This window comes from Akkermansia sp. AE01SA01 (assembly GCF_036417395.1).
Taxonomy (GTDB): Bacteria; Verrucomicrobiota; Verrucomicrobiia; order Verrucomicrobiales; family Akkermansiaceae; genus Akkermansia.
Window position 1 is genome coordinate 339,701 of record NZ_CP143890.1, and the last position, 18,119, is coordinate 357,819.

Consider the following 18,119-nt stretch of genomic DNA (forward strand, 5'->3'; position numbering starts at 1 on the left):
ATTTATGACAATTAATGACGTTTCCGGCATCCCGGTCCGTTCAAAACCATGTTGACTTGCACGGAAAGCGTTCTAAACTGACAGAATGAGTAAGGTGCAATGGGAAATTTCAAATAACGAAGTGACCGACCGTGATACCGCTCTGCGCCGCCTTCAGGAAGGGACGACAGGCCATGTGGTGTGCGCCCGTGATGGAGCCTGCCTCCAGTCTTACAAGGAAATGGAAGGTATTTACCACTGTGAAATCGTGTTCAAGACGGACAGCTGCTGTCCGCCCGTATTCGCCGCTCCGGAGGGGGTTACGGGAAAAGAGCTGGAAGCGCTGTACGACCGTTTCGCGAACGGGGACGATTTCTCCTTTGTGGAAAAGGAATGGGAACCCTTGGTTGCAGTGGAATACCGTCATCGCCACAATATCATGTGGTTCGTGTTTCTGTTCATTGCGATGGTGGTTGTGGCTGTGATGGCCTACGAGCACGGCTGGATGTGAGAGTGCCGGAAACGGGCTGAGGCGCTTGTCTGCGGATTGTTCCGCAGTGGAATGTTGTTCATCCTTCCGGGAGAATTGGCACCGGGGGCCTGCCTTGAATCCAAAAGCCCCCGGAAGGTATTCCGGAGGCTTTCGGGAGAAGCACATCCCTATGGATGCGCCTGATTTCATAGACTGTTAATGGTGGTTGTGATGACCGCCGCAATGGCAGGAATGCTTGTTGCCGGTTTCCCCTTCAGAGGAGGGGGGGCCTGGCTGGCAACAGCCGGAGCAGTTGCCGCAACAGGATTTCCCCTTGGAGAAAAAAGTGCGGTAAATGGCGTAGCAGAATGCCAGGAAAATCAGGGTTCCAATGATATATGTAGCCATGATGAATAGGAATTAATGGGTTGATTTCTTGGGAGCGGCCTTGCGGAAGATCAGGTAGATGCCTCCCGCCAGGCCGATCAGCGCGACGACCTGTCCCGCGCCGAACGTGCCGTCCCGGACAAGGATGCCCAGCTGGTACACCAGGAAGGCCACGTAATAGGCCCAGCCGCAGAGCCAGAGAATGGCGAACCATGTCCATTTGGCGCTGTTCATTTCCCGGCGCATGGCGCCCATGGCCGCAAAGCATGGGGCGCACAGCAGATTGAAGAGCAGGAAAGAGAATGCCACGACGGAGTCGCCGCCCAGTGCATTGGCGGCACGGAGCACGCCGGCGGTGGCTTTTTCTTCCTGTGCTTCTTCGTCAAGCGCTTCTTCTTCAGCAGCAGCGGAAATTTGTTCGCTGCCGGACGGTTCATCGGCGGCAGATGCCGGAGCTTCCTCCCGGGGACGGTGGGAGTTCCATGCGTCCAGGGCGGTTATTGTCAGGGCGCTAAGGGCATTGCCCTGTGTAAAGAGGCTGAATTCCGGCTCTGCGGGGGCTTCCTCCTCCTCTTCTTCAGAGCCCGTGCTGTAAAGCATGCTCATGGTGGCTACCACGTTTTCCTTGGCGATCAGCCCCGTAATCGTGGCTACCGTGGGCTTCCAGTCGCGCGCCTCATTTCCCACTTGCGCCCACCCGAGGGGGGCAAACACGGGGGAGACCGCACTGCCGATGTCCGCCAGCATGCTCTTTTCAATGGGTAGGGAGGCAGAGTCTTCCTCCGTGGGGGCAACGGCTTCGGCATGGTTTTCATCCAGATAGTTCATGCTCCAGTCATGGCTCTGAAGGAACCAGATGAGGGCGCAGGCAAAAAAGATGACCGTACCGGCCTTTTGAACGAACGCCTTGCATCGTTCGATCGCCCGGAGGCTGACATTGGAAACCGTCGGCGTGTGATAGGCGGGGAGTTCCATCACGAAGGGAGCGGGATCTCCGGCAAAGAGGGAACTCTTTTTCAGGATAATGCCGGAGACGATGATGGAAGCCAGGCCGATGAAGTAAGCGCTGGTAGTGACAAGGCCCGTGTCTTCCGGGAAGAAGGCGAAGGCCAGAACGGCAATGATCGGGATTTTGGCTCCGCAGGGCATGTTGGTTGTCAGGATGATCGTCATGCGGCGGTCCTTCTCGTTTTCAATCGTGCGGGTTGCCATGATGCCGGGCACGCCGCAGCCCATGGAAACGAGCATGGGGATAAATGACTTCCCGGAAAGGCCGAATTTGCGGAAAATCCGGTCCATGACGAACGCCACGCGCGCCATGTACCCGCAGTCTTCAAGAATGGCCATGCAGAGGAAAAGCACCGCCATTTGAGGCAGGAAGCCAAGCACGGCGCCCACGCCGTTGACAATGGCGTTCTGGACGAAGTCCACCAGCTTGTGGTCGCAGTTCAGCGCGAGCGTTCCGAGCATCGCTATGCCGAAGCAGACTAGGGAAAGGACGATGTACTGCACCCAGAAGGTTGCAACGCCCGTGCGCCCTTTGAGAGAGAAAATATGGGTCAGATTTTTGCGGGAGAAGGGGGATTTGTCCGGAACGGGGCCGAATTCATTTTTGTTCCTGGTGCCGGGCTTGAACAGGCAGAGAGCCAGGAGGGCGGCATTGGCCGACGCCAGCACCCACATCAGGGGCTTGTAGAGGAACAGGAGAACGCCGCCCAAAGCGGAGGTCAGGCCTTCCACGCAGGAGTCGTAAAATTCCATGACGGATGAAAGAGTTCCGATGACGGCTCCTTCATCACTTTTTTCTTCTGCTTCCTCCGGTTCCGCCGCTTCTCCGGCGGGAGTGCCGGCTGCGGCAACGACAGTGGCAGCGCTGGCGGCTTTCCCTTCTTCCGCCGTCGTGCCCTGGACATTGGCGGAAATGGCAGCCGGAGCCTCCATGGGTACGGTGTTTCCTTCGGAAGCCTCTTCCTCCTCAAAGTTGGGCATGACGATGAACGCCAGAATGAAGGGAACGATGGTCAGATACATCCATGCCCCCTTGAGATTCAGGTCGTGCAGGCGGCGCAGGAGAAGCGGGAACAGCACGATCATGGAGAGAATGACGGCGATGAAGGCCACCAGGCCAATTCCCGCCGGAGCTGTACCGATGAAGCCGTCCATCCAGGGACCGACGATTTCCCCGAAGAAAGTGTCGTTGGCCCAGCCCGTGCCCCAGTCGCCCACCGTGTTGATGGAAAGGTAATACACGGCCCACATAACCAGGAAGAAAATGGGAAGGGCCAGAATGCGGTGGGTGACGATTCTGTCTATCTTGTCGCTGATGGAAAGCCCCATGTGCTTCTTGGTCTGGCTTTCCTTGACAATGCCGGCGATGGCGGCATACCGCTCACTGGTGATGATGCTTTCGCTGTCGTCATCCATTTCTTCTTCCACGGAAAGGATGATTTGTTCAATGGCCTGGGAAGTCTGCCCGTCCAGATGGAGATGTTCCACGACCTTCGGGTCCCGCTCAAAAAGCTTGATGGCGTACCAGCGTTTCAAGTCCGGATCGCAGGAAAGGTACTCCGCAATCCGGGAAAGGGCTTTTTCCACAGTATCGTCAAAATGAACGCGGGACGCTGGTTTTGCCTCCGGATTCCCGGCTGTTTTGACGGCCAGCTCCACCAGTTCCTTAAGTCCGGTCCCTTTGAGGGCGCTGATCTCCACCACTGGGCAGTGAAGCGCTTTGGCCAGCTTGGTTTTGTCAATGGTGATGCCCCGCCTGGCCATCAGATCCGCCATGTTGAGGGCGACGATGATGGGGCGTCCCAGTTCCTGTAGCTGGGTAGTCAGGTAAAGGTTGCGTTCCAGGTTTGTTGCGTCCACCAGGTCGATGATGACGGACGGTCCGTCCTGAACCAGGTAGTCGCGGCTGATGACTTCTTCCAGAGTGTATGGGGAAAGGGAATAAATGCCTGGAAGGTCCTGAACTTCAATTTCCGGGTATTCATTGAGTTTTCCGGCTTTGCGTTCGACCGTCACCCCGGGCCAATTGCCCACGTATTGGCTTGCGCCTGTCAGCGCGTTGAAAAGCGTGGTTTTGCCGCAATTGGGGTTGCCGGCAAGAGCGATAGTTATGTTGGTCATGGATGTTTCCTTGTATCTTGAGATGGGAATATCCGACGTCTTGCTGTCAGGTCAGGAAACGTGCGGCGGAAGAAGGGTATTAGCTGATGTGGATGTTTTCGGCTTCCGATTTGCGGATGGAAAGTTCGTAGCCTCGGACGGTGACTTCAATGGGGTCTCCCAGAGGCGCCACTTTGCGGATAAAGAGTTGCGTGCCTTTGGTTACTCCCATATCCATGATGCGTCTTTTGATGGGGCCTGCCCCTGACAGCTTGCTGACGGTGACCGTATCCCCGATGGCTGCATCCCGTAATGTACGTTGCGTTGTCATAGATGATGTGTGGTGAATGAATGTGAATTCAGGAGACGAAAATCTTGCTGGCAAGCAACTTGCTGAGCGCTATCCTGGATTCCTTGATGTTGACGATCAGGTTCCCGTCGCATTCGGAGACGACGGAGACCGTAGTACCGGCTACGAACCCCAGGCTTTCCAGAAAGTGCCTGGTGTCGTCCTTGCCGTGAATCTTGTTGACGTGGCGAATATCGCCGATATTGAGCATGGAGAGTGGCATGATATGGTATTGAATCAAATCCGAAGAGAAAGTTAGTCTTATCAAACAATAAGTCAATAATATTATGCGCCTGTTTTACTGTAGATTTTTTTATTGGTTCATTATTAGAATTTTATGGATTAGCTTCTTCTAAGTTTGACGACATCTGATTAAAGGGAGAATTAAGAACCTTTCCCTTTTTGGATGGGAAACCCCGGCGGCCGACTCTCGTGTCTCTTTTCCGCGGAGCGGGAAAACAAAAAAGCCGCGCCATGAATGTTCATGGCGCGGCTGAAAAGGAGAAAGGGAGCCTTATGGAGCAGGACAGACCTCACCCTGTACGGGCTTGCCCTGGTATTCGCCCGTCAGGGTTTTCAGAAAGGCTACCAGTAGCCGCACTTCGTTTTTGTCCAGTTTGTCGTAGCCAAGCTGGTAGTGGTACATTTTGGTGATGGCTTCTTCCAGCGTCTGCGCGGAAGCATCGTGCATGTAGGGCCAGGTGAGCTCCACGTTGCGGAGGGTGGGAACGCGGAATCTGTGCTTATCCGTTTCCTTCTTGGTAAAGTTCATCAGGCCGTTGTCGTCGTTGGTCTTGGCGCGTCCGCTGAAGAAGTCACCCTTGAGATCGGCGTATTCAAAGGACTGGCCGCCCATGGCGGGGCCGGTATGACACGTCTGGCAGCCGAGCTTGAGGAACAGGCGGTAGCCCTTCTTGGCGTTCTCGCTGATAGCGTTTTCATCACCCTTCAAATAACGGTCGAACGGGCTGTTCGGCGTAATGAGAGTTTTTTCATACTCTGCAATGGCGTTGGTGATGGTTTCCCCAGTGAAGCCCTGGGGGTAAACCTTCTTGAACTCCGCAGCAAAGGCGGTGTCCGCATTTAGCTTGGCGGCGATCTTGTTCCAGTCGTCCGGATGTTCGTATCCCATTTCCACGGGATTCAGGGGAGGGCCGCCTGCCTGTTCCTGGAGGTTGGCGGCGCGGCCGTCCCAGAACTGCTTGGTGTGGAAGGCGGCGTTAAAGACTGTGGGAGCGTTGATGCCGCCCTTCTGGCCGCGTACGCCTGTGGAAGTGGCCAGGTTATCCGTGCCGCCCTTTTCCAGGGAATGGCAGGTCGCGCAGGAAACGGTGTTGTCCGTGGAGAGCCGCACGTCATGAAACAGCTTGTAGCCCAGTTCCACCTTGGCCGGGTCCGCGGGCAACTTGTCCGGAATGGGCGCGATGGGGGAAATGGCGTATTCCGCGCCCACCATGTCGCCGAAGATCTTCAGGCGCTCGTCCCTGATCCATTTCTGCATGGCCGCTTTTTCCAGGGGGGTGAGCGTGCTGCCCCAGTGAACCATGGTGTAGGAGGTGGGGGGCATGGAGCCGGTCTGGAGCACATGCTCCAGTTTGGAGAGGGTGACGGCGGAGGGCGGTTCCTCCATGTTGTAGCTGCGTTGGCCGTCCCTCATGTGGCGGGCGAGAAGGCCGCCGGAAAGGGTATTCACCAGTCCAGGAACCTCGGTCCCGGGCTTGTGACAGTCCGCACACTTGGTATCCATGGTATGTGCGGTAATTTCCGCCGCCTCGGCGGACGTCAAATCTTTCGTGTTCTGATTGGGCAGGAACAGCGGTGCGACGGCGGCCGTCACGATGACGGTGCCGCCCAGAATGGCTCCGGCCTGGAGGAAGGAACGTGTTTTGCTCATAAGATTCGCGGTTGCAGGAATTGGTTGTATGGTAAAGGGTGGATGAGGGAAATCAAGATTTATTCTAAAGTTCTCCCGCCTTTCTCAAATCTTCGTTGATGGCTTCCAGGACGTCCGCCTCCGGCTTGAAATTGGCGGCGTGGTAGGAACTGCGGACAAGCGGACCGGACGCCACATGCCTGAATCCTTTGGCACGGGCTATTTCTTCATACCGTGCGAAGTCGTCCGGATGGATGTACCTGACCACCGGCAGGTGATTGCGTGTGGGCCGCAGGTACTGGCCCAGGGTCAGTACCGTAACGCCGTGCTCCAGCAGATCATCCATGGACTGGAACACTTCGTCCTCCGTTTCTCCCAGACCCAGCATGATGCCGCTCTTGGTCGCTACTTTTCCGTTTACACAGTCCAGGGCCATCTTCAGTACGCGCAGGGAGCGGCGGTACTGGGCGCGGAAACGCACAATGGGGGTGAGGCGTTCCACCGTTTCCAGATTGTGGCCGAAGATATGCGGACGCGCAGCCATCAGTGTCTGGATGGAGGATGTCTTTTCATTCAGGTCTGACGCCAGAACTTCAATGATGGTGGACGGGCTGGCCTTTCTGACAGCGCGGATGACCTGGGCGAAATGGGCGGCCGCACCGTCCGGCAGGTCGTCCCGGGTCACCATGGTGATGACGGCGTGGCGCAGCTTCATATGCACGACGGCGTCCGCCACGTGGCGGGGTTCTTCCGGATCAAGGGGGAAAGGTTTGGCCGTCTTGACGGCGCAGTAGGCGCAGGCGCGCGTGCAGCGCTCCCCGGCGATCATGAACGTGGCCGTGCCCTGGTTCCAGCATTCGTAACGGTTGGGGCAATGGGCTTCCTCGCAGACGGTAAACAGGTTTTTGCCTTCCACGAGCTGCTTGACGTCCCAGAATTCCCTGCCGTTGGGAAGGCGTACCTTGATCCAGGAGGGCTTGCGTTCCGTGTCGCCCGTAGTTTCGTTGTCGTACCGGGGTTCCATAGAGCCGTTAGCTTGCCGTGAGTCGGCCTTTTTGGCAAATGCAAAGTGGTTTATTCGGGGGCTTTCCCGCCATCCTCCTGCGGGGAGGGGGGAAGTTCTCCGGCCTGTTTCCTTTTCTCCCTGGCCAGCAGGCGGGCCTCCCGGAAAAATTGCTGCAGATGGTACAGGCATTCCTCCCCCAGCACTCCGGACTGCACCTCGCACCTGTGGTTGAGGGGGGGATTGGAGTCCAGGAGGTTGATCCACCCTCCGGCGGCTCCCGTCTTGGCGTCCGGACAGCCGAATACCACGCGGTCCGGGCGGCAGTGCACGATGGCTCCCGCGCACATGGGGCACGGCTCCTTCGTGACGTACAGGGTGCAGCCTTCCAGCCGCCAGTCCCCAAGGGCTTCCTGGGCGGCCGTCAGGGCGATCATTTCCGCATGCGCCGTGGCGTCCTTCAGCGTTTCCACCTGGTTCCAGCCGCGGGCGATCACATGGCCGTCCCTGACCACGACGGCCCCGATGGGCACTTCCCCCCTGGCCAGGGCTTTTCTGGCTTCCTTCATCGCTTGGCGCATGAACCACTCGTCCGAACCGGGCATTTCCATCATTGCGGCCTTTATCATGGCCTGTGCGAAGGCCGTTTGGCAAGTCCTTTTTAAGGGATATTTATTGTACTATATACAAGAAGTGGTCCATAGGACGGAATAGGATGGCTGCGAATGCGTTTTTGCGTTGATTCCCGAAGGTTGCTGACATAAGTATGAACCATGAGCTTTTCAGAACCCTGCGCACTGGCCGTGGACTTCGGCGGCACCAGCATCAAGATGGGCGTTACGGCGGGCGACCGCATTCTGGCAACTGCCGACCGCATTCCGACAACCATGTTTGAAAGTCCCCAGGCAATCATTGACGCCATGGTAGCGACGGCACTGGTCCTGCGCGAGCAATTCCCAACCGCCTGCGTGATGGGGATGGGCATGCCGGGATGGTGCGATTATTACAAGGGGGTGCTCTACCAGCTTACCAATGTGAAGGTGTGGGACCATGAGATCCCTGTCAAGGAAATGATGGAACGCGCGGTGGGGCTTCCCGTCGTGCTGGACAACGACGCCAACTGCATGGCCTATGCGGAATGGAAGCTGGGGGCCGGCCGCGGCATGTCCAGCCTGGTGTGCCTCACCATGGGAACGGGCATAGGAGGGGGGATCGTGTTGCAGGACCGCATTCTGCGGGGCAGGCGGTTTTCCGCGGCGGAGGTCGGGCAGACGAGCATCCATTACCAGGGGAAGACGGGTCCCTTCGGCAACCGCGGCGCCATTGAGGAATACATCGGCAACAATGAACTGGCGGCGGAGGCCGTCCGACGGTACACGGGGGCGGGCATTGACAAAACAGTGGACGAGTGCACCCCGCGGGACCTCGACGTCGCCGCCCGCGCCGGGTGTCCCGTGGCCCTGCAATTGTGGGAGGATACCGCGGAAATACTGGCCTGCCTGATCATGAACCTGATGTACACGCTGGTGCCGGACGCCTTCATCATTGGCGGTGGCGTGGCCAAGGCCGGGGACTTGCTGATGAAGCCTCTGATGGCCAAGCTCAGGGCGCAGATGTTTCCGCTATTGATGGAGGACCTGGTGATCCTGCCTGCACGGTTTGGCTCGGAAGCCGGGTTGCTGGGAGCCGGAGCCATGGCCATGGATGAATTCATGGGGCATGGCGTTCTGGAAAGGTTTAAGCGGAAATAAGACTGCCAAGCCTTGTGTTAGATATAACTAACATGAGGCTTGCCATAGTGGCGGAGCAGGCGTACAAGCGGAACAGATCATGAGCAAGGAACATTCCCACGAACACGCTTTTGAAGAAATGTCCTGCGGGACCGGGTGTTGCTGCTCCGGAGGTTCCTGCGGAACGGAAGGGGCAATTAGGCCCGTACCCGCCGTCCTGGGGATAGCCCTGTTTGCCGCGGCTCTGGTGGCGGGGGGCGATACCTGGTTCGGTTTGGCGGCTTATGCGGGGGCCTATCTGCTGATCGGGTGGGATGTCTTGAAAACGGCTTTTATCGGACTGAGGCACGGGCGCGCCATGGATGAAAACTTCCTGATGAGCATCGCTTCCCTGGGAGCCATGTTCCTGGGGGATTATTCCGAGGCGGTGGGGGTAATGCTTTTTTACCGGGTGGGGGAATACCTCCAGGAACGCGCCGTAGGGAGTTCCCGCCGTTCCGTAAGGGAACTGATGAAATTGAGGCCGGATGCGGTACATGTAAGGGAGGACGGCGCCGTCCGGGACGTTCCTCCGTCTGACGTGAAGCCGGGCACCCTGATTGAAGTGAGGGCCGGGGAGCGCATCCCTCTGGACGGAGTGATCGTGGGCGGCCGTTCCGTGCTGGACACTTCCGCCATGACCGGGGAATCCCTGCCGGTGGAGGCGGGGGAGGGAACCGCCGTCATGGCCGGATACATCAACGGCCAGGGCGTACTGTATGTGCGCACGGACCGTGACTGGAAACACTCCGCCCTGGCGCGGGTGCAGGAACTGGTGGAAGCCGCTTCCGGCAATAAATCCCGCATGGAGGGAAGGCTGAGCAGGTTCTCCCGCATTTATACGCCGCTGGTTATCGCCATTGCCGTCCTGGTGTTTCTGTGTTACCCCTTTGTAACTGGCGGAAGCTGGGGAGACGGCCTTTTCCGCGCCCTGGTGCTGCTGGTGATTTCCTGCCCGTGCGCCCTGGTGCTGTCCGTCCCCCTGGGTTTCTTTGCCGGGATAGGCCGGGCGGCGCGCAACGGAATCCTGGTGAAGGGCAGCAGCTATCTGGATGCGCTGCGCAAGGTGAAGACCGTGGTGTTTGACAAAACGGGGACGCTGACGGAAGGCGCGTTTGCCGTGGATGAAGTTCTGCCGTGCGCCGGGGTATCCCCGGAAAGCCTGCTGTACTGGGCGGCCCACGCGGAAAGCGCCGCTTCCCATCCCTTGGGCCGTTCCATTGTGAAAGCGTATGGAGGCGCCCTGTTTCCGGAGCGTGTGGCGGATATGGTGGAAGTGATGGGCGGAGGCGTTTCCGCCCGGGTGGAGGGCAGGTCCGTTCTGGCGGGCAAGAAGGCATTTTTAAAGGATGCCGGTGTGGCGGTCGATGACCTGGAGGAACGCGGTGCAACGATTTACGTGGCCATGGACGGAGTGCTGCTGGGGCGTCTGCGCATGTCCGACCAGGTGAAGCCCGGAGCGGCCCTGGCCGTCAGGGAATTGAGGGATTTGGGCGTAAACAGGCTGGTCATGCTGACGGGGGATTCTTCCTCCGCCGGCAGGGAAGTGGGGGACAGGCTGGGACTGGATGAAGTATTCAGCGGCCTGATGCCGGCGGAGAAACTGGAACATATCCAGGAATTGAAAGGCGTAAACGGACTGGTAGCCTTTGTGGGGGACGGCATGAATGACGCGCCGTCCCTGGCCGGGGCGGACATAGGCATTGCCATGGGTGGCGTGGGATCGGATGCCGCTCTTCAGGCGGCGGACGTGGTGCTGATGAAAGGTGATCCCGCGGCCGTCCCGGAAGCCATCCGCCTTTCCATGGCAACAGAGCGCATCATTGTCCAGAACATCGTCATGATTCTGGGAATCAAGGTATTGGTCATGGTTCTCGGCATTTTGGGGCTGGCCGGCATGTGGGCTGCCGTGATGGCGGACGTGGGCGTTTGCCTGCTTGCCGTCGGCAACTCCATGCGCATTTTCCGCGTAAAAACCCGGCAGGGGAAGAAATAAAGGCGGTTTCCCTGTCCCTTCCGGCACTTTGGCAGACATGGCAACTTGCGGGCCGTGTGACGGGAATTCATGCCTTTTCCTGCCCTCCCGCTATTCATGCGCAGCAAGCGGTAGCATGGAATCCGGGCAGGAAGGGATGAAGGTTTTTTCTTCATTTTTGCCCTTGATTCATCAAAAAGCCTCCGTGCCGGGATGCGGCACGGAGGCTGGAGGAATGAAAAGCCCGTGAATGCTGGGTTTTAACGCAGGCCGGTCAGAAGCAGCTCCGCGTTGTTCTGGGTTTTGGAAATATTTTGCAGCAGGGCCTGAAGGCCTTCCCAGCCGGGCTTCATGGCAAGCTGGCGACGGAGCTGCATGATTTTGACGAACTCCTGTTCGTTATACAGCCTGTCGTCATTGCGGGTGCCGCTTTGGGAAAGGGAAATGGCCGGATAAATGCGCCGTTCGGAAAGTTCCCTGTCCAGGCGGATTTCCAGATTGCCCGTACCCTTGAATTCCTCGAAGATCACTTCATCCATCCGGGATTCCGTGTCCACCAGGCAGGTGGCGATGATGGTCAGGCTGCCGCCTTCCTCCACATTGCGCGCGGCGGAAAAAAACTTGCGGGGCTTTTCCAGGGCATTGGAGCCGAGGCCGCCGGACATGATGCGGCCGCCCGTCTGATTGGCATTGTAGCCGCGTGCCAGGCGGGTCAGGGAGTCCAGCAGGATGACGACGTCCCGGCCCATTTCCACCAGACGCTTGGCGCGTTCAATGACGAGGTCGGAGACCTGGGCATGGCGGCGGGAAGGTTCGTCAAAGGTGGAGGCATAGACCGGGGCGTCCACGGTCTCTTCAAAATCGGTCACTTCCTCCGGGCGTTCGTCCAGAAGAAGAACGATCAGTTCCACCTGGGGATAGTTGGCCCTGATGGAGCGCGCGATCGTTTTCAGGAGAACGGTCTTGCCGCCGCGGGGAGGCGCCACGATGAGTCCGCGCTGCCCCTTGCCGAAGGGTGTCATCAGGTCCAGCACGCGCATGGCCGCGGAATTGACCTCCTTGTTTTCCAGCAGCAGGCGCTCCTTGGGGAAGAGGGGGGTGAGTCGTTCAAAATCCTGGGCCGCCCTGTATTCTTCCGCGGGAATGCCTTCCACGCTGATGACGGCGGAGGCGGAGAGGTATTTGTCATGGGGCCTCAGCTTGCGCAGCCTGACCTTGATCAACTGGCCCACGCGCAGATGCAGGGGCTTGATCAGGTTGCCGCCCAGGTAAATGTCGTCCGGGGAGGTGCGGAAACTTTTGACCGGGTCCCTCAACATCGCGTAATTGTCCTTGGCCTGTTCCATGACGCCGGAGACGACTACTTCATGGCCCTTGGCGAGAAGCTGCTTGCCAAGTTCAAAAACAAGCTGTGACTTGGTGAGGGAGGAGGCGTTCCTTATGGGAAGGGCTTCCGCCATTTCCTGGAGGTCGTTCAGGGGGCGGCGGCGCAGCTCGTTGATGTCGATCTGTTCCAGAACGGGCCGGGATTCCGGTTCCTCCTGCGGAGATTCCGGGAGGAAAGGCGAATCCGGGGTGCTCTCTTCCGCCGGGGCAGGGAGCAGGACCGGAAGAGCCTGTTCCGGAGAGGAGGCATTCTGTGCGGAGTCGGCCTGGGGAGTGTCTTTGTCAGGGGGCGGCTGGTTTTCGCGTTCTTCAGTCATGGAAAAAGTGTTGATAAAATCTTTGGGTTTGCTGGCGGAGCAGGGATGGAGGGCCTTCGTTCCAGATCACGAAATCGGCTTTGGCCACCTTTTCCATGATAGGATGCTGTGCGGCCAGGATAGCCTCAATCATATCCTCGCGGAATCCGTTCCTGAGGGCCAGGCGGCCCTTTTGCGTTTCCCGGGAAACAGCTACTACGCATACGGCATCCTGATGGTAGCGCGCCGATGTTTCAAAAAACAGCGGCACGTCGATGACAAGCCCGCTTACCGCCGCATTCTGCCGCGCCGCCTGCATTTGCGCAAGACATTCTTGGTGCAGCAGGGGATGAATAAGCCCTTCCAGAATCTTTCTGCTTTCCGGATTGCGGAAGACCAGCTCCCTCAGGAAATGTCTGTCCGCCCGTCCCGCGCCGTCCACGCTGCCGGGGCCGAATGCCCGGATAAGGGCGTCTTTCAGAAGACCGCTGTCCAGCAGCCTGCCTGTTTCCGCATCACAGTCAAACAGGCGCAGATGCGGACCGCCCATTTCCATGAGCAGGCGGATGGCTGTGGATTTGCCTGCGGCGATTCCGCCTGTAACGACGAGTGTTTTCATGGCGGGCAAGGAGGAAAGACGTTGGGTTGGGATGCAAAGAGCGGGTGAAAGGTCACCCTTTCACCCGCTCCGGTATGGACTTTACGCACACTGACTACATAGGAGGCAGCAGGGCTGCATCAGCGGACGGCAATGCGGTTTCCACTCCGGCGGCCGTCGTCGGGAGGGAATTCCCGCGGACAGGCTGTCCGGTGGCATCAATAATCTGACCGGTCACGAAGATCATCAGATTCTTCTTGATGTGGTTGTCGGAATTGCTGCGGAAGAAGCGGCCAACGAGGGGCAGGTCACCGAAGATCGGCACCTTGTCTTCCACCGTCTGGACGTTTTCCGTGATCAAACCACCGATTGCCACGGTATGGCCGTCGTAGATGAACAGGGACGTTTCAACGGAGCGCTTGGAGAAGATAGGCTGCTCAATGCGGTTTTCCGTCAGGGTCAGGGACATCGGCTTGCCGTCGGAACCCACGCCGGTGGATTGAATCGGGCTGCCGTAGTTCACGAAGCCTTCAAACTCCACGATGCTGGGCTTGAAGCTCAAATCAATGATGTATTTGTTCTCCGCGATAGTGGGCACCACTTCCAGGGTAACGCCAACGGGCTTCATTTCAAACACGCCGGGAGTGGCGGGAGTGACGGGGAAGCTGGTTACCTGGGCCGGATTGTTGTTGAGAACATCATCCAGAATATTATTCCGGTTGTTGTTGTTGCCCCAGCTGCTGACGTTGTTGGGAAGTTCCGGGGGTTCGTATTCGGTGGGATACCAGAATTCGCGGATGATTTCAATTTTGGCTGTTTCTCCGGACTTGGCGGTAACGCTCGGAGCGGTGAGAACGTCGGAACCCTTCTTCTGGGACAGGCCGCGCATCAGCATCTGGAAGGAGCCTTCATCATAAATGCCCGTGAGGGACATGATGCCGGGAGCCGGGCTCTTTTGCGTCGCTTCGGAACGGTTGGTGCTGGTAAGCAGGTTGTCCACGGAGTTCTTGGAGATGGCGAAGTCGCCCGTGCGGTTGCCGCCCACCAGGCCGTTCACCAGGCCGTTGCCGTGTGAATCCGTGCTGCTGCTGTTCACGGGCCAGCCGCTGACGCCGCCGGGAGACTGGGTGAAGTCGCTGGAATTGAGTCCGGAACCTTCGCTGGTGCCGCCGCCCAGGAAGGTGCTGCGGTCATTGCTGACGGAGAACGGAGTGACAATCCAGTCAAAGCCGAGTTCTTCCGTGTTCTCCTGGGTCACTTCCACGAACTTGGTCATGATGCGCACCTGCTGGGATTCACCGCGGGTTTGTTCAATAAGCTGTTCAATGAGGTCCAGGTTGCCCTGTGTGTTGCGGACAATGAGGGTGCCGTTGCTGGCGCTGAAGATGGCGGACGCCCCGTCCGGGAACTGCACGCCGGCCTTCTTGAGCAGGTTGTAGGCGGAAGGCAGGGGCCTGATGCCGGAGGAGGAGCTGTCGCTGCTTCCGAAGGGATCGGTGTCGCTAACGTCGTCGCTGCCGCCCAGGGAACTGGACAGGGAGCGAAGGAAGCCGGGAGGTACGGGGAACGTACGCTGGTACAGGTCCACATCATTGCCCCCGGCGGGAAGAATGGTGACGGCATAGTCTTCCACCTTCTGGCGCAGGCCGGCATTGCGGCAGATGAAATTGAGCACTTCCAGCATCGGAACGTTGGTGAGCTTCAACTGGCCGATCTTGCGGGTGCGGATGCTTTCCTGGGGAGCCGCCGCTACCGGAGCGGGTTCCGTGGATTCCATGCTGTCTTCACCAAAGCCGGGGTCATCCGCCGGAACGGTAGCCACGGGAGTGGTGCCCACGGGCTGGGCGTCATTGATGACAAAGTTGATGCCGCGTTCTCCATTCGGGCCTACGGTGCGGTCCAGTTCCACGGACTTCCTGCGAAGGTAGTCGATGGCATCTTCCACCGTGGTGTCTTCAAAGGAAACGGAGGGAATGATGATGCTCTTGAGCTTCATCAGGTTGGCGGTAGCGCCGCTGACTCCGGGGTCAGGAGCGGTGCCGATAGTATCCGCATCGCCCGGAATTTCAACCGGAATGGGGCGTTCCCAGATCTGGTCCACTTCCGCCAGCATGGTGCTGCGGGTTTCGTCATACGCAGCACGGTAGTAGGCGGACCTGCGGCGGTTTACCGTTTCCATGCCGCGGCGCGCTGCCACGTTGTAGCGGTCAATCGTGAGAACCTTGTTGAATTCGGCGATGGCTTTATCATATTCGCCGAGGTCATAGTAACCATAGGCCATGTGAAGGAGGGTGTTCACCTTTTCCACGTTCTTGACGTGTTCGGGAGTGAGCGCCGGATTCGTGCGAATCGGGTCCTTCATGTATTCGAGCGTCTGTTTGGCAAGCGCAGCTTTCTTGGGATTAAGCCGGATGGCGTCCTGCAGGAGCTTGTCGGCTTCATCATAGCGGCCTACCTTGATGTATTCCTGCGCAACGGCAATGCTGGCGTCGCCAATATTGTTGGCGATGGCCTGCCTGCGCTGGTCATTGATCGGTGCGGCGGGCAGCGTGCTGTAGGCGGCATTGAATTTATCCAGGGCTTCCTTGTACTTGCCTTCGCGGTACAGCTCACGGCCTTCGGAAAGGAGCTGCATCGCTTCCTGGGTTTGAGCCTCGCGGCGCGCCATGGCGCGGTGTGCCGCGTCTGACTGGCCCGCAGAATAGTATCCAGCATAGGAGGTACCCAAGGCGCTGGAGGCTCCGACGCTGCCGTAATCACCGGCCTGCGCAAAAGGGCAGGACGCGGCAATAGCCATCAGCGCGATCAGAGAACGCTTCGATTGATAAAGTGGTGCGTGGTCCATAGTTAGGTTCTTCTTTTTACATGTTTTTCGGATTTGTGAAGCTTTTTTTTTAGAAAAGTGAAAATCCGGGTCTATTTTTTCTTGTTCAGTGTTGTTTGTTCTCCTGTTGTTTTGTTGGCAATGGTTACGGTTTGTGTTGCATTATCAACGGTTTTCAACGTGTAAGTCTGCTTGGTGTCACCTGGTATCTGGAAGTCGGCACCTTCCTCTACTTCAAAGCTGGTATCCCGTTTGGGACCGGCGGCAATAGTAAGGTTTACTTTCTTATCAATGATGGGTATGAAATACTTGGCTCCCCTTCTGATCGTGTAGGTCTGTCCATTCTTGGTCGGTTTCAGATCCTTGACGGTCGCTTCGGGGTCCGTTTCCACCATGTTGAGGCTTTCATTCTTGAATTCCTTGTTGGCCACGCTGACAAGCTCGAATCTTGGCTTCTCATTCGTGTTTTTCCTGGCTCCGAACTGGCCGTTGAGCTGGACAGTGCTTCTCCACAGGTCCTGCCGGGCGCGATTCTGTCCCTTGAAGGTGAAGTCGTTGCCGTCCGCCTGAGAGAAGACCAGGTAAAAGCCGAATTGCTTGATCTCGTCCACATACAGCTTGTTAATGAGGGACGGGTGGCTGTTCGGATTGTTGGGATGCGTTTTGGCTTCGTATTCCTCCTGGACGGTAAAGCCGTCATTGTCCGGGTCCCGTGTCAGGACGTCCGAATAAATGAAAATATCTTCCAGCCCGTTGTCCAGGAACCATTTATTGGGGATGTTTCCATGAATGGGCGGTCCGGACACGATGTCGAAGGGTTCCGTCCCTCCTGTCTTGATCCAGAGGTTGGGGGCGACGAACCCCACATATTCCTGAGTTTCCTGGATGATGGGTTTCAGTTCATGGGAAGCGGAAATTTCCTGGTTGACGGTTTCCGCCTTCTTGATGCCAGAGGGCGGTTCCACGGGCTTTTCCGAAACACGGGTGGTAAATTTATACTGGTCATCCAGCTTCAGGAAAGTCCAGGCGCCGTAGGCGGCTACCCCCAGACCCAGAACGATGCCGGAGACCATCAGGATCTTGTCGTAGTTTTGTTTTTCAGACATGGTGAAATTGTTTTCTGCGAATTGATTGCCGTAATTAGTCTTCAGACGGTTCCTGCACCTTGGGCTGTGCGAAGTGAACCAGGTTCAGGGAGACCTGGACCATGACCTGTTCCTTGCCCATGTAGGGCTTGATTATTTGCTGGATGGGCGGTTCCGCCGGAGCAGCCGTTTCCCCTGCCGGCGTCAGGCTCGCCACTCCCGTCTGGGGCTGTGCGGCGGCAGGCTGTGCGGCTGCCGGATTGGTGATGGGCGGCGGCATCATCCGTTCGTTGCGGATTCTGATAGAATTGACCGTGAACAGGTATTCCTGGGAATCCGTAATGGCGTTCATGGCTTTCAGGACGCTTCCCCGATCTCCCTGGAAGGCGATTTCCAGCGGCATGCCCGTCCAGGGAGCCTTCAGATCTGAATCTTCCTCCTCTTCCAAGTTACGCGCCGGGTTTTCAATGGGAAGCTGGGAACGGTAAACCTTGATGAATTTGGTCAGTCCGCAATCCGTGAGCTTGTTGACCAGGCTGTTGATGGCCTTCATTTCAAAGGTCAGCGTGGGCGTAGCCTGCACGGAGGGAGCCTGGGTGCTGTAAAGCTGGAAGCCAAGCCAGGAAGAAGTATCCGTAATCTGGATGTTTTTCTTCTTGCAGGAGGCTATCAGGGATTCCCGGAAGGCCTTCAGTTCATTCTGGAACGCCGTGGGGGTGGTGGGCGTCAGCACGGAGGAAGCCATGAAGGGTTTGTAGGCCGTTTCCAGATTGCCGATGGCCTTGGCATAGCGGTTCAATTCCTTTTCCAGTTCCTTGTTGGACGTGCGGCTCGGTGTAATTGGCGCGGCGTTGGCCGACTTGATTTCCTGAGAAGCGGTTTTGATCTTCTTGTCCAGGTCGCTGCGTTCGGAATTAGCCATGTACCCAGCCACGGACAGCCCAAGGAATAAGAGAAGCCCCACACCCGCTACCGTAGCGGCAGGCTTGTTGTCTGTAATCCAGTTGCTCATAAA

15 protein-coding genes are annotated in these 18,119 nt (G+C 57.8%); 3 read left to right on the forward strand and 12 right to left on the reverse strand.

The features are described 5' to 3' along the window. The first annotated feature begins 85 nt into the window (after window positions 1-85). On the forward strand, window positions 86-490 hold the full coding sequence (locus tag V3C19_RS01410) for a hypothetical protein (RefSeq protein WP_149873344.1): 405 nt from the start codon (window positions 86-88) through the stop codon (window positions 488-490). A gap of 177 nt (window positions 491-667) precedes the next feature. Here V3C19_RS01410 and V3C19_RS01415 read toward each other — a convergent pair whose 3' ends face one another. The 7 genes from V3C19_RS01415 to tadA all read right to left on the reverse strand — a co-directional run bounded on the left by V3C19_RS01415 (window position 668) and on the right by tadA (window position 7,800). Next, window positions 668-859: a FeoB-associated Cys-rich membrane protein gene (locus V3C19_RS01415; protein WP_130083632.1), complete on the reverse strand. Its 192-nt coding sequence runs from the start codon at window positions 857-859 to the stop codon at window positions 668-670. Window positions 860-871: 12 nt separating this feature from the next. Then, window positions 872-3,967 (reverse strand): ferrous iron transporter B, encoded by a 3,096-nt coding sequence (locus V3C19_RS01420; protein ID WP_295875234.1) that lies wholly within the window; start codon window positions 3,965-3,967, stop codon window positions 872-874. A 79-nt stretch (window positions 3,968-4,046) separates the two neighbouring features. Next, entirely contained in the window at window positions 4,047-4,277 is a 231-nt protein-coding gene (locus V3C19_RS01425; protein WP_130083631.1) for a FeoA family protein, read from the reverse strand. A 28-nt stretch (window positions 4,278-4,305) separates the two neighbouring features. Beyond that, complete coding sequence (locus V3C19_RS01430) at window positions 4,306-4,518, reverse strand: FeoA family protein (protein WP_192907202.1); 213 nt, start codon at window positions 4,516-4,518, stop codon at window positions 4,306-4,308. Between the two features lie 291 nt (window positions 4,519-4,809). Then, complete coding sequence (locus V3C19_RS01435; RefSeq protein WP_130083630.1) at window positions 4,810-6,189, reverse strand: cytochrome c peroxidase; 1,380 nt, start codon at window positions 6,187-6,189, stop codon at window positions 4,810-4,812. A 64-nt stretch (window positions 6,190-6,253) separates the two neighbouring features. After that, window positions 6,254-7,192: a lipoyl synthase gene (gene lipA / locus V3C19_RS01440; protein WP_238623804.1), complete on the reverse strand. Its 939-nt coding sequence runs from the start codon at window positions 7,190-7,192 to the stop codon at window positions 6,254-6,256. A 50-nt stretch (window positions 7,193-7,242) separates the two neighbouring features. Continuing rightward, window positions 7,243-7,800: a tRNA adenosine(34) deaminase TadA gene (gene tadA / locus V3C19_RS01445; RefSeq protein ID WP_130083629.1), complete on the reverse strand. Its 558-nt coding sequence runs from the start codon at window positions 7,798-7,800 to the stop codon at window positions 7,243-7,245. Between the two features lie 144 nt (window positions 7,801-7,944). On the opposite strand from tadA, the gene V3C19_RS01450 reads away from it, so the two are divergent. Together V3C19_RS01450 and V3C19_RS01455 are read left to right on the forward strand one after the other, a co-directional pair. After that, entirely contained in the window at window positions 7,945-8,922 is a 978-nt protein-coding gene (locus V3C19_RS01450; RefSeq protein ID WP_130083628.1) for an ROK family protein, read from the forward strand. 79 nt (window positions 8,923-9,001) lie between these two features. Further along, window positions 9,002-10,936, forward strand: coding sequence for a heavy metal translocating P-type ATPase (locus V3C19_RS01455; RefSeq protein WP_295933312.1), 1,935 nt, complete (start codon window positions 9,002-9,004; stop codon window positions 10,934-10,936). A gap of 239 nt (window positions 10,937-11,175) precedes the next feature. On the opposite strand, the gene rho is transcribed toward V3C19_RS01455, so the two are convergent. The 5 genes from rho to V3C19_RS01480 all read right to left on the reverse strand — a co-directional run bounded on the left by rho (window position 11,176) and on the right by V3C19_RS01480 (window position 18,116). Further along, complete coding sequence (rho, locus tag V3C19_RS01460) at window positions 11,176-12,618, reverse strand: transcription termination factor Rho (RefSeq protein ID WP_295933314.1); 1,443 nt, start codon at window positions 12,616-12,618, stop codon at window positions 11,176-11,178. Then, on the reverse strand, window positions 12,611-13,216 hold the full coding sequence (gene coaE / locus V3C19_RS01465) for a dephospho-CoA kinase (RefSeq protein ID WP_295933317.1): 606 nt from the start codon (window positions 13,214-13,216) through the stop codon (window positions 12,611-12,613). Before coaE ends, rho begins: the two co-directional genes overlap by 8 nt. A 94-nt stretch (window positions 13,217-13,310) precedes the next feature. Next, a complete protein-coding gene (locus V3C19_RS01470; protein WP_302388904.1) occupies window positions 13,311-16,040 on the reverse strand; it encodes an Amuc_1098 family type IV pilus outer membrane protein in 2,730 nt (909 codons plus the stop codon). A gap of 71 nt (window positions 16,041-16,111) precedes the next feature. Beyond that, the gene (locus tag V3C19_RS01475) at window positions 16,112-17,125 is read right to left on the reverse strand and encodes an Amuc_1099 family pilus-like system protein (RefSeq protein ID WP_295933323.1); all 1,014 of its coding nucleotides are present in this window, start codon (window positions 17,123-17,125) and stop codon (window positions 16,112-16,114) included. Between the two features lie 34 nt (window positions 17,126-17,159). Further along, a complete protein-coding gene (locus tag V3C19_RS01480) occupies window positions 17,160-18,116 on the reverse strand; it encodes an Amuc_1100 family pilus-like protein (protein ID WP_130083622.1) in 957 nt (318 codons plus the stop codon). Between the last annotated feature and the right edge of the window lie 3 nt (window positions 18,117-18,119).

Coding starts and splice junctions, on each gene's coding strand:
- V3C19_RS01435 (WP_130083630.1), bottom strand. CDS start 6,189: ATGAGCAAAACACGTTCCTTCCTCCAGGCCGGAGCCATTCTGGGCGGC.
- V3C19_RS01425 (WP_130083631.1), bottom strand. CDS start 4,277: ATGACAACGCAACGTACATTACGGGATGCAGCCATCGGGGATACGGTC.
- V3C19_RS01475 (WP_295933323.1), bottom strand. CDS start 17,125: ATGTCTGAAAAACAAAACTACGACAAGATCCTGATGGTCTCCGGCATC.
- V3C19_RS01410 (WP_149873344.1), top strand. CDS start 86: ATGAGTAAGGTGCAATGGGAAATTTCAAATAACGAAGTGACCGACCGT.
- V3C19_RS01430 (WP_192907202.1), bottom strand. CDS start 4,518: ATGCCACTCTCCATGCTCAATATCGGCGATATTCGCCACGTCAACAAG.
- tadA (WP_130083629.1), bottom strand. CDS start 7,800: ATGATAAAGGCCGCAATGATGGAAATGCCCGGTTCGGACGAGTGGTTC.
- V3C19_RS01470 (WP_302388904.1), bottom strand. CDS start 16,040: ATGGACCACGCACCACTTTATCAATCGAAGCGTTCTCTGATCGCGCTG.
- V3C19_RS01420 (WP_295875234.1), bottom strand. CDS start 3,967: ATGACCAACATAACTATCGCTCTTGCCGGCAACCCCAATTGCGGCAAA.
- rho (WP_295933314.1), bottom strand. CDS start 12,618: ATGACTGAAGAACGCGAAAACCAGCCGCCCCCTGACAAAGACACTCCC.
- V3C19_RS01455 (WP_295933312.1), top strand. CDS start 9,002: ATGAGCAAGGAACATTCCCACGAACACGCTTTTGAAGAAATGTCCTGC.
- coaE (WP_295933317.1), bottom strand. CDS start 13,216: ATGAAAACACTCGTCGTTACAGGCGGAATCGCCGCAGGCAAATCCACA.
- V3C19_RS01480 (WP_130083622.1), bottom strand. CDS start 18,116: ATGAGCAACTGGATTACAGACAACAAGCCTGCCGCTACGGTAGCGGGT.
- V3C19_RS01450 (WP_130083628.1), top strand. CDS start 7,945: ATGAGCTTTTCAGAACCCTGCGCACTGGCCGTGGACTTCGGCGGCACC.
- lipA (WP_238623804.1), bottom strand. CDS start 7,192: ATGGAACCCCGGTACGACAACGAAACTACGGGCGACACGGAACGCAAG.
- V3C19_RS01415 (WP_130083632.1), bottom strand. CDS start 859: ATGGCTACATATATCATTGGAACCCTGATTTTCCTGGCATTCTGCTAC.